Origin of the sequence: Methylobacterium nodulans ORS 2060, assembly GCF_000022085.1 — a bacterium.
GTDB lineage: Bacteria > Pseudomonadota > Alphaproteobacteria > Rhizobiales > Beijerinckiaceae > Methylobacterium > Methylobacterium nodulans.
In genome coordinates, this window is record NC_011894.1 from 1,106,040 (window position 1) to 1,120,438 (window position 14,399).

Annotated in this window: 11 protein-coding genes and 3 pseudogenes; 8 read left to right on the forward strand and 6 right to left on the reverse strand. The window is 72.8% G+C overall.

What is annotated here, in order from left to right; translation table 11 throughout:
* The first annotated feature begins 100 nt into the window (after positions 1 to 100).
* Complete coding sequence (locus tag MNOD_RS04985) at positions 101 to 913, forward strand: SDR family NAD(P)-dependent oxidoreductase (protein WP_015927741.1); 813 nt, start codon at positions 101 to 103, stop codon at positions 911 to 913.
* A gap of 209 nt (positions 914 to 1,122) precedes the next feature.
* On the opposite strand, the gene hutU is transcribed toward MNOD_RS04985, so the two are convergent.
* The 4 genes from hutU to hutI form a co-directional block, all read right to left on the reverse strand.
* Positions 1,123 to 2,787, reverse strand: a complete 1,665-nt coding sequence (gene hutU / locus MNOD_RS04990; protein WP_015927742.1) for a urocanate hydratase — start codon at positions 2,785 to 2,787, stop codon at positions 1,123 to 1,125.
* A complete protein-coding gene (gene hutG / locus MNOD_RS04995) occupies positions 2,784 to 3,599 on the reverse strand; it encodes an N-formylglutamate deformylase (protein ID WP_015927743.1) in 816 nt (271 codons plus the stop codon). The genes hutU and hutG overlap by 4 nt, the downstream gene beginning before the upstream one ends.
* A gap of 262 nt (positions 3,600 to 3,861) precedes the next feature.
* Entirely contained in the window at positions 3,862 to 5,409 is a 1,548-nt protein-coding gene (gene hutH / locus MNOD_RS05000; RefSeq protein WP_015927744.1) for a histidine ammonia-lyase, read from the reverse strand.
* On the reverse strand, positions 5,406 to 6,608 hold the full coding sequence (gene hutI, locus MNOD_RS05005; RefSeq protein ID WP_015927745.1) for an imidazolonepropionase: 1,203 nt from the start codon (positions 6,606 to 6,608) through the stop codon (positions 5,406 to 5,408). Before hutI ends, hutH begins: the two co-directional genes overlap by 4 nt.
* 106 nt (positions 6,609 to 6,714) lie before the next feature.
* Between hutI and MNOD_RS05010 the strand changes: the two are divergent.
* The 4 genes and pseudogenes from MNOD_RS05010 to MNOD_RS05025 all read left to right on the forward strand — a co-directional run bounded on the left by MNOD_RS05010 (position 6,715) and on the right by MNOD_RS05025 (position 11,712).
* Positions 6,715 to 8,071: pseudogene (locus tag MNOD_RS05010) on the forward strand (formimidoylglutamate deiminase).
* The gene (gene hutC / locus MNOD_RS05015; protein ID WP_043748101.1) at positions 8,068 to 8,775 is read left to right on the forward strand and encodes a histidine utilization repressor; all 708 of its coding nucleotides are present in this window, start codon (positions 8,068 to 8,070) and stop codon (positions 8,773 to 8,775) included. The pseudogene MNOD_RS05010 and the gene hutC overlap by 4 nt, the downstream one beginning before the upstream one ends.
* Before the next feature lie 347 nt (positions 8,776 to 9,122).
* The gene (locus MNOD_RS05020; protein ID WP_015927747.1) at positions 9,123 to 10,229 is read left to right on the forward strand and encodes a lysylphosphatidylglycerol synthase domain-containing protein; all 1,107 of its coding nucleotides are present in this window, start codon (positions 9,123 to 9,125) and stop codon (positions 10,227 to 10,229) included.
* Positions 10,230 to 10,395: 166 nt separating this feature from the next.
* Entirely contained in the window at positions 10,396 to 11,712 is a 1,317-nt protein-coding gene (locus MNOD_RS05025; protein ID WP_015927748.1) for an ATP-binding protein, read from the forward strand.
* A 178-nt stretch (positions 11,713 to 11,890) separates the two neighbouring features.
* Here MNOD_RS05025 and MNOD_RS05030 read toward each other — a convergent pair whose 3' ends face one another.
* On the reverse strand, positions 11,891 to 12,547 hold the full coding sequence (locus tag MNOD_RS05030) for a DUF1007 family protein (RefSeq protein WP_015927749.1): 657 nt from the start codon (positions 12,545 to 12,547) through the stop codon (positions 11,891 to 11,893).
* A gap of 189 nt (positions 12,548 to 12,736) precedes the next feature.
* Here MNOD_RS05030 and MNOD_RS48810 point away from each other — a divergent pair, with 189 nt between their 5' ends.
* The 3 genes and pseudogenes from MNOD_RS48810 to MNOD_RS46160 form a co-directional block, all read left to right on the forward strand.
* Positions 12,737 to 12,892, forward strand: coding sequence for a heavy-metal-associated domain-containing protein (locus MNOD_RS48810; RefSeq protein ID WP_244424666.1), 156 nt, complete (start codon positions 12,737 to 12,739; stop codon positions 12,890 to 12,892).
* A gap of 29 nt (positions 12,893 to 12,921) precedes the next feature.
* Positions 12,922 to 13,005: pseudogene (locus MNOD_RS50535) on the forward strand (P-type ATPase actuator domain-containing protein); the annotation flags it as partial.
* A 193-nt stretch (positions 13,006 to 13,198) separates the two neighbouring features.
* Positions 13,199 to 13,378, forward strand: a pseudogene (locus MNOD_RS46160) (hypothetical protein); the annotation flags it as partial.
* Here the strand turns inward: MNOD_RS46160 and MNOD_RS05040 are convergent.
* Positions 13,343 to 14,356, reverse strand: coding sequence for a pseudouridine-5'-phosphate glycosidase (locus tag MNOD_RS05040; RefSeq protein WP_015927750.1), 1,014 nt, complete (start codon positions 14,354 to 14,356; stop codon positions 13,343 to 13,345). The pseudogene MNOD_RS46160 and the gene MNOD_RS05040 sit on opposite strands and share 36 nt — an antisense overlap.
* Positions 14,357 to 14,399 lie beyond the last annotated feature (43 nt).

Below are 14,399 nucleotides of genomic sequence, written 5' to 3' on the forward strand. Positions count from 1 at the left end.
CCATGTCCTGAAAAGTGGTATATACGACATTTGAGACGAAGGGGTCCAGCCGTAGGGTCCTGCCATCGCCGCCCCGGCGCGGCTCGAGTGGACAGAGATCATGACGACCGAGCGGAACAGCGGAACGGCCCTCGTCACGGGCGCCTCGGCGGGGATCGGCGCCGTCTATGCCGATCGCCTGGCGGCCCGGGGCCACGACCTCATCCTCGTTGCCCGCAACGCCGCGCGCCTCCAGGCGGTCGCCGAGGGGATCACCGCGCGTCACGGCCGCGCCGTCGGCACGATCGCGGCCGACCTGACCGATCCCGCGCAGCTTGCCGGCGTCGAGACGGTGCTGCGCACCGACGACAGCCTGACGATGCTCGTGAACAATGCGGGCTTCGGAGCCGCGGCGCCGCTCCTCGCCTCGGACGTCGAGCGCATGGCCGCGATGATCGCCGTGAACGTCACGGCGGTGATGCGCCTCACCTACGCGGCCGTGCCCGGGCTCGTGGCGCGGGGCGGCGGCACCCTCATCAACATCGCGTCGATCGTGGCGATCGGCCCGGAGATCCTCAACGGCGTCTACGGGGGGAGCAAGGCCTTCGTGCTCGCCTTCAGCCAGTCGCTGCGCAAGGAACTCGGCCAGACGGGTGTGCGGGTCCAGGCCGTGCTGCCCGGGGCCACCGGCACGGAGTTCTGGGAGATCGCCGGCAACCCGCTCGGCAACCTACCGGAATCCTGGGTCATGACTCCCGGGGACATGGTCGATGCGGCGCTCGCCGGGCTCGATGCGGGCGAGTTCGTAACCATTCCGGCGCTCCCGGATGCCGGTGACTGGGAGGCCTACGAGGCGGCGCGGCAGCAGATGCTGCCCCATCTCTCGAACGCCCGGCCGGCGGCGCGCTACGGGCTGCCCCGCGCCGCGGCCTGAGCCGGCCTGTGACGCCCGTCCTCATCATCGCCGGCGCCTCGGCCGTGAGCACTGACTTGCATGGAAGCCGCCCTGCACCTCAGCATGAGGGCTGGGGTTAGCTGCCACAGGCGGGATTTCAGCCGCACGGGAGAGGGGTTCCCCGCGCGGCCTCGTCTCGGAAGAAATCAACCGGAGCCGTATCATACCGACTGGCATCGAAACATCCGCTAGCCCAGGCTCGGCAGGACCAACCCCTGTTCCCGCGCACAGGCGATCGCCTCCGGGTAGCCGGCATCGGCGTGGCGCATCACGCCCGTGGCCGGATCGTTCCACAGCACCCGCTCCAGGCGCCGGTCCGCGGCCTCGCTGCCGTCGCAGACGATCACCATGCCGGCATGCTGCGAGAAGCCCATCCCGACCCCGCCGCCGTGGTGGAGCGACACCCAGGTGGCGCCCGAGGCGGTGTTGAGGAGGGCGTTGAGAAGCGGCCAGTCCGAGACCGCGTCCGAGCCGTCGCGCATCGCCTCCGTCTCCCGGTTGGGGGAGGCGACGGAGCCGGAATCGAGGTGGTCGCGCCCGATCACGATCGGCGCCTTGAGCTCCCCGCTGCGCACCATGGCGTTGAAGGCAAGGCCGAGCCGGTGGCGGTCGCCCAGGCCCACCCAGCAGATCCGCGCCGGCAGGCCCTGGAACCGGATCTTGTCCCGGGCCATGTCGAGCCAGCGGTGCAGGTGGGCATTGTCGGGCAGAAGCTGCTTCACCTTGGCGTCGGTGCGGTAAATGTCCTCCGGATCGCCCGAGAGGGCGCACCAGCGGAACGGCCCGACGCCGCGGCAGAAGAGCGGGCGGATATAGGCCGGCACGAAGCCCGGGAAGGCGAAGGCGTCCGCCACCCCTTCCTCCAGCGCCATCTGCCGGATGTTGTTGCCGTAATCGACGGTCGGCACGCCGGCCCGGTGGAAGGCCAGCATCACCCGCACCTGCTCGGCCATGGAGCGCTTGGCGGCCGCCGCGACCCCGTCCGGGTCGCTCTCGCGCCGCGCCTCCCACTCGGCGATGCTCCAGCCCCGGGGCAGGTAGCCATTGACGGGGTCGTGCGCGGAGGTCTGGTCGGTGACGCAATCCGGCCGCACGCCACGGCGCTGGATCTCGGCGAAGACCTCGGCGGCGTTGCCGATGAGCGCCACGGAGCGGGGCACCCGCGCCCGGCAGGATTCGTCGATCAGGGCGAGCGCCTCGTCGAGGTCGCGGGCCTGGACGTCGACATAGCCCGTGCGCAGGCGGAACTCGATGCTCGATGCCCGGCACTCGACGGCGAGGCAGGAGGCCCCGGCCATGGTGGCGGCGAGCGGCTGCGCGCCGCCCATGCCCCCGAGGCCCGCGGTCAGGATCCAGCGCCCCGCGAGGTCGCCGCCGTAATGCTGGCGGCCCATCTCCACGAAGGTCTCGTAGGTGCCCTGCACGATGCCCTGGCTGCCGATGTAGATCCAGGAGCCGGCCGTCATCTGGCCGTACATCATCAGGCCCTTGCGATCGAGCTCGTGGAAATGGGCCCAGGTCGCCCAGTGCGGCACGAGGTTGGAATTGGCGATCAGCACCCGCGGCGCGTCCGGATGGGTGCGGAAGATTCCGACCGGCTTACCCGACTGCACGAGGAGCGTCTGGTCCTCGTCGAGGTCCTTGAGCGCGGCGACGATCCGGTCGAAGCTGGCCCAGTCCCGCGCCGCCCGGCCGATGCCGCCATAGACGACGAGGTCGCCCGGCCGCTCCGCGACATCCGGATCGAGGTTGTTCATCAGCATCCGCAGGGGCGCCTCGGTGAGCCAGCTCTTGGCCGTGAGGGCGGGGCCGCGGGGAGCGCGGACGATGCGGGCATTGTCGAGGCGGGTCATGTCGGGCGGGCTCCGAAGGCGAGGCACGCGGCGAGGATCGATTCGAGGGCCGTGCGGACCGGCGCGGCCCGGACGGGATCGTAGGGCACAGGCCAGGTCTCGGGCCCGACCGGCCCGACTGGTTCGTCCAGGTAGGCCCGGCAGGCGAGTTCCATCTGCACCGCGTGGACGCCGTCCGCCGGGCACCCATAGGCGCGGGTGATGAAGCCGCCCCGGAACCGGCCGTTGCTGACCACGCTCAGCCCGGTCGCCGCGCAGATCCGCTCGATCTCGTCCTGAAGGGCGGGATCGCAGGTCCGGCCCCCGTCGGTGCCGATGTTGAAATGGGGCAGCAGGCCGGGGAAGAGGCGGGGGATCTCCGAGCGGATCGAATGGCAGTCATAGAGCACGATCCGCGGATGGAGCCGCCGCAGCCGCGCGATCTCGCCCTGCAGCGCCGCATGGTAGGGGTCGAACCAGCGGGTCCGCCTCTCCGCCACGTCCGGGCCCTCGCCCTCCCGGTAGAGCGGCTCGCCGTCGAAGGTGGTGGTCGGGCACAGCTCCGTCGTCGCCTGTCCCGGATAGAGCGAGACGCCCGACGGATCCCGGTTCACGTCGATCACCGTGCGGGACAAAGCCGTGCGGATGATCGTGGCGTCGAGGCCGGCGGCGAAGTCGTAGAGCCGCTCGATCCACCAGTCGGTGTCCTTGCGGGCGAGCCAGGGCGAGACCAGGGCAGCCTCGATCTCCGGCGGGATCTCCGTGCCGGTATGCGGCAGGCTGAGGATCAGCGGGGCCGTGCCCTGCCGGACGGTGAGCCAGGGGGATGTCATGACGCGCGATTCTGCCTGATGAGGGGACGATGCCATCCTCTGCGATGAAGGCGCGGGAAGCGCGGGATCCCCTCTCCCGTGCGGGAGAGGGGTAGGGGCGAGGGACCAGGTGGTTCCGCAAGACGGCTGAACCGTGCCGCTGCCAGCACTGCCGTCTCAGCCATCTTGCGGGAGGGTCCGGGACCCTCACCCCTGCCCCTCTCCCGCACGGGAGAGGGGTTCCCTGCGCTGCCCGCGCCGAACTCGGAAGCGGCTGCGTGGGTCACGCGACGCCCCCGCTCACCCCCGGCAGGCCCACGCCCGCCGCCTCCACCACGGCCCCGCCGCGCACCAGGGCCGCGGCGGCAGCGAGGTCGGGATGAAAATACCGGTCCTCGTCGAGGCGCGGCACGGCGGCGCGCAGGCGCGCGCGCACCCGCTCCAGGGGCTCGCTCGACCGCAGCGGCGCCAGGAAGTCGCAGCCCTGCGCGGCGGCGAGCAGCTCGATGGCGATCACCGCCATCGCATTCTCGACCATCGGCAGCAGGCGCCGCGCGCCATGAGCCGCCATCGAGACGTGGTCCTCCTGGTTGGCGGAGGTCGGGATCGAATCGACGCTCGCCGGATGGGCGCGCTGCTTGTTCTCCGAGACGAGGGCCGCCGCCGTGACCTGCGGGATCATGAAGCCCGAATTCAGCCCCGGCCGGGGCGTCAGGAAGGCGGGCAGGCCCGAGGACAGGGCCGGATCGACGAGAAGCGCGATGCGCCGCTCGGACAGCGCGCCGATCTCGCAGAGGGCAAGCGCGATCATGTCGGCCGCGAAGGCGACCGGCTCGGCGTGGAAATTGCCGCCCGACAGGGCCTCGCCGGTCTCGGGGAAAACGAGCGGATTGTCCGAGACGCCGTTGGCTTCCGTCTCCAGGGTCGCGGCCGCCTGCCGCAGCAGGTCGAGGGCCGCCCCCATCACCTGGGGCTGGCAGCGCAGGCAATAGGGATCCTGCACCCGCTCGTCCCCGACGAGGTGCGAGGCCCGGATCGCCGAGCCGGAGAGGAGGTCCCGCAGGGCGCGCGCCGTCTCGATCTGGCCGCGGTGGCGGCGCAGCGCGTGGATGCGCGGGTCGAAGGGCGTGTCCGAGCCACGCGCCGCATCGACCGACAGCGCCCCCGCGACAAGGGCGGCCCGGAGCAGATCCTCGGCCCCGAACAGCCCCGCGAGCGCATAGGCGGTCGAGAACTGCGTGCCGTTGAGGAGGGCGAGCCCCTCCTTCGGGCCGAGCGTCAGCGGCTCCAGGCCCACGCGGGACAGGGCCTCGGCCGCCGGGATCCGCGTGCCCGCTTCGTCGATGCACGCGCCGACGCCGATCATCGCCGCCGTCATATGGGCGAGGGGGGCGAGGTCGCCCGAGGCGCCGACCGAGCCCTGCGCCGGCACGAGCGGGGTCACGCCCCGCGCCAGCATCGCTTCGAGAAGGGCGACCGTCTCCGGCCGCACCCCCGAGGCACCCTGGCCGAGGCTCGCGAGCTTGAGCGCCATCATCAGCCGGGCGACCGCAACCGGCATCGGCTCGCCGGTTCCGGCCGCGTGCGAGAGCACGATGTTGCGCTGGAGCGTGGCGAGGTCGGCGGCGTCGATCCGCACCGTCGCGAGCTTCCCGAACCCGGTATTGATCCCGTAGACGGGCTCGGCCCGGGTGACGATCGCCGCCACCGCCTCGGCCGCGCGCGCGATGGCGGGCCGGCAGCTTTCGTCGAGCCGGATTGCGGCCCCGGCCAGGATGGCGCGCCAGCCGGAGAGCGGAACGCAGCCCGGCGTGATCGCGACGCTGCTCATCGGCCCCTCCGGATGCGGGCATGGAGCGGATTGAAGCCCATGCGGTAGACGAGTTCGGCCGGGCGCTCGATGTCCCAGATGGCGAGGTCGCACCACTTGCCCGCTTCCAGCGTGCCGAGGTCGTGCAGGCGCCCGAGCGCCCGCGCCGCCTCCCGGGTGACGCCCGCGAGGCATTCCTCGACCGTGAGGCGGAACAGCGTCGCGCCCATGTTGAGGACGAGGAGCAGCGAGGTCAGCGGCGAGGTGCCGGGATTGCAGTCGGTGGCGAGCGCGATCCGGGTGCCGTGGCGGCGAAACAGGTCGACCGGCGGCACCTTGGTTTCCCGGATGAAGTAGAAGGCGCCGGGCAGGAGCACCGCGACGGTGCCGGCCTGAGCCATCGCGGCGGCCCCGGCCTCGTCCGTATATTCCAGATGGTCGGCCGAGAGCGCGCCGAAGCGGGCCGCGAGCGCCGCCCCGCCGAGATTCGAGAGCTGATCGGCGTGGAGCTTCACCGGCAGCCCCGCGTCCCGCGCGGCCTCGAACACCCGCGCGGTCTCAACCGGCGAGAAGGCGATCCCCTCGCAGAAGGCATCGACCGCGTCGGCGAGGCCCTCCTGCGCGATCGCCGGCAGCATCTCCGCGCAGATGCGGTCGATGAAGCGGTCCCGGTCGCTCTCCTCGGGCGGCAGGGCGTGGGCGCCGAGGAAAGTGGTCGTCACCGTGACGTCGCGCTCCGCCCCGAGCCGCCGAGCAGCCCGCAGGCTCGCGCGCTCCGCCGCGAGGGAGAGGCCGTAGCCGGACTTCACCTCGACCGTGGTCACGCCCTCGGCGATCAGCGCGTCGAGGCGCCGGAGCGCGCCCGCCACGAGATCGTCCTCCGAGGCCGCCCGCGTCGCCCGCACCGTCGACACGATGCCGCCGCCTGCCCGCGCAATCTCCTCGTAGCTGGCGCCCGCGAGGCGCGCCTCGAATTCCTGCGCCCGGTCGCCGCCGAAGACGAGGTGGGTGTGGCAGTCGATCAGCCCCGGGGTGATCCAGCGGCCCTCGCAGTCGATCGTCTCGCGCGCCGCGAAGGACGGTGCCTCCGCGGTGGGCCCCGCATGAAGGATGCGCCCGTCGCGGGCAGCGATCACCCCATCCTCCACGAGACCGAGGCCGGGCCGGCTTTCAGCCAGGGTGGCGAGCCGGGCGTTGTGCCAGAGGCGGTCGCACTGCATGGGACGATTCCTGCGCCGGGATGGCGATGCGCGCCGAGTATGTATAGACATAATCGGCCGCGCGGAGCCTTGTCCATCCGTCCCGCGCGTCAGGGGAGGACCCGCGATGGCACGGCTCTGGTTCCGCTCCGCCCTTCTGCCCGACGGCTGGGCGGAGGGCGTCGCCCTCGACATCCGGGACGGACGGATCACGGCGGTGACCCGGGGCGTGCCCGCCGCCCCCGGTGACGAGACCGGGGTAATCGGGCTTCCGGGCCTGCCGAACCTGCACAGCCACGCCTTCCAGCGCGGCATGGCCGGCCTCGCCGAGCGGCGGGGTGCCGGCCTCGATTCCTTCTGGACCTGGCGCGAGGTGATGTACCGGTTCGTCGACCGCATGCAGCCGGACGACGTCGAGGCGGTGGCAGCGCAGGCCTATGTGGAGATGCTGGAGGCGGGCTTCACGCGCGTCGGCGAGTTCCACTACCTGCACCACGATCCGGCGGGCGCCCCCTATGCCGATCCGGCCGAGATGGCCTCCCGCATCGCGGCGGCGGCTGACGCTACGGGCATCGGCCTCACCCTGCTCCCGGTCTACTACGCCCATGGCGGCTTCGGCCCGCTGCCGCCGAGCGCCGGGCAGCGCCGCTTCGTGACCGACCCCGAGCGTTTCGCGGACCTGATGGCGGCAAGCCGCCGGGCCGTGGCGGGCCTCCCCGACGCCGTGGTCGGGGTCGCGCCCCACAGCCTGCGGGCCGCGACCCCGGCGGAGGTCGAAGCGCTCCTGCCGCTCGCGGGAGGTGGGCCGGTCCACATCCATGTGGCCGAGCAGGTGCGGGAGGTGGAGGAGTGCCTTGCCGCCACCGGCGCGCGCCCGGTCGACCTCCTCCTCGACCATGCCCCCGTCGATGGGCGTTGGTGCCTGATCCATGCCACGCACTTAAGCGAGGCCGAGACCCCGCCGGCTCGCGCGGAGCGGCGCGGTCGCGGGGCTCTGCCCGATCACCGAGGCCAATCTCGGCGACGGCCTGTTTCCGCTTGCCGCCTTCGCCCGCGAGGGCGGGCGGTTCGGCATCGGCAGCGACTCGAACGTGCTGATCTCGGCCGCGGAGGAGATGCGGCTCCTCGAATACGGCCAGCGCCTCGCGGGGCGCGCGCGCAACATCGCGACCTCGCCGCACTCCCTCTCGACCGGGCGGGCGCTCGTCGAGGCCTGCCTCGCCGGGGGAGGGCAGGCGCTCGGGGTGGCCTGCGGGCTCGCGGCGGGGTGCCTCGCCGACATCGTCGGCCTCGATCCCGACCATCCGGCCCTCGCGGAGCGCGCCGGCGATGCGTGGCTCGACGGCTGGATCTTCGCCGCCCGCGACGGCGCGGTGGAGAGCGTCTGGCGGGCGGGGCGGCGGGTCGTGGCGCAGGGCCGGCACCTGAAGCGCGAGGCGGTGGCGGCACGCTTCCGGTCCGCCCTGGCAAGGCTCGCCGCGTGACCCGGGCGGCGACGCTCAACGCGCGCATCCGCGGCGACCTCGAAGGGCGGATCCTGTCCGGCGAATGGCCGCCGGGCCATCGCATCCCCTTCGAGTCGGAGCTGTCGGCCCTCTACGGCTGCTCGCGCATGACCGTGAACAAGGTGCTGGCCGGCCTCGCCGAGGCGGGGCTGATCGAGCGCCGCCGCCGGGCCGGCTCGTTCGTGGCCCGGCCCGCCCGGCAATCGGCCGTGCTGCAGATCCCCGACATCCCGAGCGAGATCGAGGCCCGGGGTGCCCGCTATGCGCTCGAACTCGTCGCCCGGCGCGAGCGTCCGGCGGGGGCGGCGGAGCCGGCGGAATCCGGCTTCACGCCCGGCCAGCCTCTCCTCGACCTCACCTGCCGCCACCTTGCGGACGGGCGTCCCTTCGCCTGGGAGGAGCGCCTGATCAGCCTCGCGGCCGTGCCGGCTGCGGCCGCGGCCGATTTCGCCCGGGTGCCGCCGGGCACCTGGCTCCTGCGCCACGTGCCCTGGACGGAGGCCTCGCACCGCATCACGGCGATCAACGCCGCAGCGCGCCTCGCTCGCGCCCTCGACCTGCCGCTCGGCGGCGCCTGCCTCGCGGTCGAGCGCCGCACGTGGCGCGGCGGCGAGACCCTCACCTATGTCCGGCAGATCTTCCGGGGCGACACCTACAGCCTCGGAGCGCGGTTCTCGCCCTGAATCGAAACCAATGTGGGTGGAAATCGCCCCGCTCCTCATGCTGAGGTGCTCCGAAGGAGCACCTCAGCATGAGGAGGTCGAGGGTGCCGTCGGAGGAAGCGCTCAATCAGCCGGTTTCATTCCTCAGCGTCGCGATGCCGGTGGCGGACTGAATCCGCCTCGGCACGAAGGGTCGACCCGGCCTGCTCGGGACGCCCGGCCATCCGGTCGTCTGGCCTTCCCGCCCGCAAACGCCTAAATGGCGGGCGCAAGCGGGGCTCGGTCGGAGTGCCGCCGAACGGGCCGACCGGGTGCCTCCCGAGACGGGCAGGTCTCGCCGGCGGCCAGCGGAGTCGGACGCCGACGACATGAATTTCGCCAGAGAGGACAAGCACCTCGCGCGGGCTGCACCGACCGCGCTGCCGCGGGACGACGATCCCTCCGGCCAGGATCCGGGTCCCCCGCCCGAGGTCAGAGCGGAGGTCAGGGCCGAGGGGACCGGGCATCGGAGGCGGCGCTACGCCTGGATCGGCACCGCCGCGAGCGCGATCCTGTTCCTGATCTCGCTCGGCGTCCTCTACGAACTCGTCTCGACGGTGACGTGGTCGGAGCTGCGCGCCGCCTTCACGGCCGCGACGGCCGAGCAGGTGAGCCTCGCCGTGATGCTGGTCGCGGTGAGCTACCTGTTCCTCACCTGCTACGACGCCCTGGCGCTGCGCCAGCTCAGGATCAGGGTGCCGTACCGGACGACGGCGCTCGCCTCGTTCACGAGCTACGCGGTGAGCTTCAACCTCGGCTTCCCGCTCCTGACGGCAGGCACGATCCGGTACTGGATCTATTCGGGCAAGGGCCTGAGCCCGGGGCGGATCGCGGCGCTCACCATCGTGGCGGGCTTCACCTTCTGGCTCGGCATGGGGGCGGTCCTGGGCTTCAGCCTCGTGCGCGAGGCCGAACCCCTGTCGCGCCTCACCTCGGTCAGCAGCCGGATCAACCAGGGGCTGGGCTTCGCCGCCCTGGCGGCGGTGCTCGGCTATCTCGCCTGGGTCACGCAGAGGCGGCGCAGCGTGCGGGTGAGGGGCTGGCGGCTCGAACTGCCCGGTCTCGGCGTTTCCTTAAGCCAGATGCTGGTCGGGGCGGGCGACGTCTGCGCGGCGGCGGGGGTGCTCTACGTGCTGCTGCCAAACGGCCACGGCGTCAGCTTCGAAGCCTTCGTGGCGATCTACGTGCTCGCCGCCATGCTCGGCATCGCGAGCCACGCCCCGGGCGGGCTCGGCGTGTTCGAGGCCACCGTGCTTCTCGCCCTCTCGGGCCTGCCGCGGGAATCCGTGCTCGGCGCGCTGCTGCTGTTCCGGGTCTGCTACTATCTGGTGCCCTTCGTCATCGCGCTCGCGGCGCTCGGTGCCTACGAGATCGCCAAGCGCGTGCGCCTGACCCCCCGCGAGGCCTCCGAGGACGAGGAGGAGCCGGCGGGCTAAACTCCGTCCCGGGTATCAACGGCCCGATGCGGCAGCATCTTGGGCCGTTGGTACGGGGAGGAATCCGGTTCCCGCGTCCGGATGGGCGATCCCTGAGGCCTCGGGTCCGAGGAGCGCCTCTCCCTCCCATCGCGAACCCGTCACGCGGCCCGCGTAGAGTGGCCTCATGCCGTCCCTTCCCTTCGATCCGCGCCGGAGCGCGCCGGCCCGCCGGGCAGCATGGCGCGGCGCGCTGATCGCGGGCCTCCTCGTCGTCGCGATCGTCGCCCATGACCGGGCGGCCGACCCGTGGTTCTGGGCCTGCGCCCTCGTCAGCATCCTGGCGGGCGGCTGGCTGGCCTCGCCGCGCGCGGAAGGGTCTCTGCCACTCCGGGAGACCGCGCGGGATACCCGCCACAGCCTCGCGGAGGCCCTCCTCGCCAACATCCCCGACCCGGTGATCCTGATCGACCGGCGCGCCCTCGTCATCGAGGCCAATGCGGCGGCCCGCGCCCTGCTGCCGGCCCTGCGCCCGAAATACCCGCTGTCCTTCGCCCTGCGCGACCCGGCCGTGCTCGACGGCATCGAGACGGTGCTCCACTCGGGCGAGCCGCTGAAGACCCTCTACGCCCCCCGTGTTCCGACCGAGCGCACCTTCGAGGTGCAGATCGGGGCCATGCAGGGGTCGTCGGATGCGGAAGGGCAGCCGAACCTCGTCCTGTTCCTGCGCGACCTCACCTCGGCCAAGCGGCTCGAGGCCATGCGGGTGGATTTCGTGGCCAATGCCAGCCACGAGCTGCGCACGCCGCTCGCCTCCCTGCTCGGCTTCATCGAGACCCTGCAGGGGCCGGCCCGCAACGATCCCGCGGCGCGCGACCGCTTCCTCGCCATCATGCGCGAGCAGGCGCTGCGCATGACGCGGCTCATCGACGACCTGCTCTCGCTCTCGCGGATCGAGCTGCGGGCCCACGTGCCGCCGACGACCCCGATCGATGTCGGGCCGCTCGCCCGCCAGATCGTGGTTTCGCTGACCCCGCTCGCGGAGGAGCGCGGGGTCGCGGTGACCCTGGAGGCGGATCCCGAACCCCTCGCGGTGCTCGGCGACCGCGACGAGATCCTGCGCCTCGTCGAGAATCTCGTGGAGAACGCCGTGAAGTACGGGGGCGAGGGCGCGCATGTGGCGGTGCGGGTCGCCCGCACCCCGTGCGAGGAGGGGCGTACGCCCCAGATCGAGATCGCCGTCCAGGACGACGGTCCCGGGATCGCCCCCGAGCACCTGCCGCGCCTGACCGAACGCTTCTACCGGGTCGATGCCGTGTCGAGCCGCCAGCAGGGCGGCACAGGGCTCGGGCTTGCCATCGTCAAGCACATCCTCAACCGCCACCGGGGCCGTCTCAGCGTCGAGAGCGAGCCCGGCCGCGGCTCGACCTTCCGGGCCGTGATCCCGGCGCTGGTGGAGGAGACGCCGCCGGCGCGGCCCGTGCCGTCGCCGCAATCCGCCTGAAGGCGACGGGCCACCGAGCGGTTTGGCGATTGTCGGACGCCTCAAGAAGGGCCTTGATCGGAAGCAGAGGCCCATCCCCGTCCCAGACACCGTGCATGGAAACCACCCCGCTCCTCATGCTGAGGTGCAGTGGGGCTGCCCCGGGAGGGAGCGCTCATTCAACCGGCAGCCCCTACGGCTACGGACAGGCGACAAGCACCCGGCCGGTGTAGTCGGCGCCCGTCGCAGCCGCGGCGCCCGGACGGGCGGTCGCCTCGGAATCCGGAATGAGCTGCTCGCCGATCCGCGCCTCCTTGGCCGGATGCGTCACCTTGAGGAGGCAGGCCGGCGAGCCGGCGAGCCGCACCGCCTCGGGGCCGGGCGCGAGGCCGAAGGCGACGTAGAAATCCGGATCGGAGGTGGTGACCACGAGGGTCCGCACGGCGCCGGGCGAGGCGAGTGGCGCGAGGGTGAAGGAGAGCGTCAGCCGCCCGTCCCGGTATTCGGCCCGGGCGTCGCCCGGCGGCGAGAAGGCGAGAGGGCGTCCGTTGAGCTTCGCCTGTACGAAGTAGCCGGTTTCGGCCAGCGCCGCGACGCGCTCGCGGGCGAGCGTCGCGAGCTTGTCGGGATCCGGCACCCCGTCGCGCTTCGAGTCGAGGTTCAGCACCGCGAAGGCGGAATAGTCGGGGTCGAAGGTCCAGGAGACGCGCATCCCGACGAGATTGCGGGCCTCGTCCAGCACCACCTCGCTCCGCGCCTGGACCCAGACATGCGGATGGGCCTCAGCGCCTGCGGGCGCCAGGAGGCCAGGGAGAAGCAGGCCGAGGAGGAGCAGGGCTGCGTGGATCCGGTGCATCGGGCCGCTCTGGCGGCGAAGAGCGGCGAAACCATGTTGCGGGCGCAGAGGCGCCGCGAAGCGGAGCGGTATCCCGGAGGCAGCGCCGGATTCCCGTATCGGCCGCGCGCACCAGAATGCTGCCATGACCGCGACCGCCCGCCGCCTCACCCTGCCCGTCGAGGGCATGACCTGCACGTCCTGCAGGGGGTGCATCGAGCGCGTGCTCAAGGCGAGGCGGTGCCGGGCGTCTCGGGCGTGGCCGTCAACCTCGCGACCGGCCGCGCGACCCTCGACCTCGCGCCGGACAACGACCCGACGGCCCTGGCCGAGGCCGTGGGCTCGCGCCCAAGACCGCGCGGCTGATCCGCGGCTCGGCAGAGGTCGAGGTGCCGGTGGCGAGCCTGAGCCCGGGCGACCGCGTGCGCGTGCGCCCCGGCGAGCGCCTCCCCGCGGATGAGCGCGTGGTTGCGGGCGCCTCCGCGGTGGATGAGAACATGATCACCGGCGAGCCGGTGCCGGTGCGCAAGGAGCCGGAGGCGCCGTCACGGGCGGCACCGTCAACGGCACCCGCAGCCTGGAGGTCGCGGTCGAGCGCGTCGGGGCCGATGCGGTGCTCGCCCAGATCGTCCGCATGGTGGAGGCGGCGCAGGGGGCGAAGCTCCCGATCCCGCCTGCAACGTGGCCCTGATCCCGGTCGCGGCCGGCCTGCTGCGGGCCTTCGGCGGGCCGCTCCTCTCGCCGGTCCTGGCCGCCGGCGCCATGGCCCTGTCGAGCGTCTTCGTGGTGGGGAACGCCCTGCGGCTGCGGCGGGCCTCACCAACCTTCGCCGGACGGGGCGCGCGCGGGTGATGTCCGACGCGCGGGACCCGGCTCGGCCCCTGGCGCGCCCGCGCCGGCCTGCGGGCCCGAGGACCGCGCGCCCCGCAGGGCCACCGCGAGTTGCGCGGCGAGCGCGGCGTTGTTCTTCACGAGCGCGATGTTGGTGGACAGGCTGCGCCCGCCCGTGAGGTCGAGAAGGCGGGACAGCAGGAAGGGGGTCACGGCCTTGCCGGCGATCCCGGCCGCCCGCGCCTGCGCCACCGCCGTCGCGATCAGCGCGGCGATCTCGCGTGCCGGGATCTCGTCCGCCTCCGGAACCGGATTGGCCACCAGGATGCCGCCGCCGAGGTCCAGCGCCTCCTTGGTCCGCATCAGGGCGGCGATCGCCTCGGGCGTGTCGAGGCGCAGCGGCGCCGGAAGCCCGCTGTCCCGGCTCCAGAAGGCCGGGAACCGGTCGGTGCGGTAGCCCACGACCGGGACGCCGCGGGTCTCGAGATATTCGAGCGTGCGGGGCAGGTCGAGGATGGCCTTCGCGCCGGCGCAGACCACCGCGACTGGCGTGCGGGCGAGCTCGTCGAGATCCGCCGAGATGTCGAGCGTCTCCTCGACGCCGCGATGCACGCCGCCGATCCCGCCGGTCGCGAACACCCGGATCCCGGCGCGATGGGCGCAGATCATGGTGGCGGCGACCGTGGTGGAGCCGTGGAGGCCCGCCGCCACGGCATGGGGCAGGTCGGCGCGGCTGAGCTTCAGCACCTCCTTCGCCGTGCCGAGCCAGTCCAGAATCTCCTCCGGCAGCCCGATCCGGATGCGGCCCGCGACCACCGCGACGATGGCCGGCACCGCCCCGTTCGCGCGCACCACGGCGGCGACGGCCCGGGCCGTCTCCACGTTCTGCGGATGCGGCATGCCATGGGTGACGATGGTGGATTCGAGTGCCACCACGGGCGCCCCCGCATCGAGCGCGGACCGCACCTCCGGCGCGAAATCGAGTAGAGGATGGGGCATGGCAGCGCTCCCGGGGCAGCGATGCTCCGGTTCTCGCAGACTC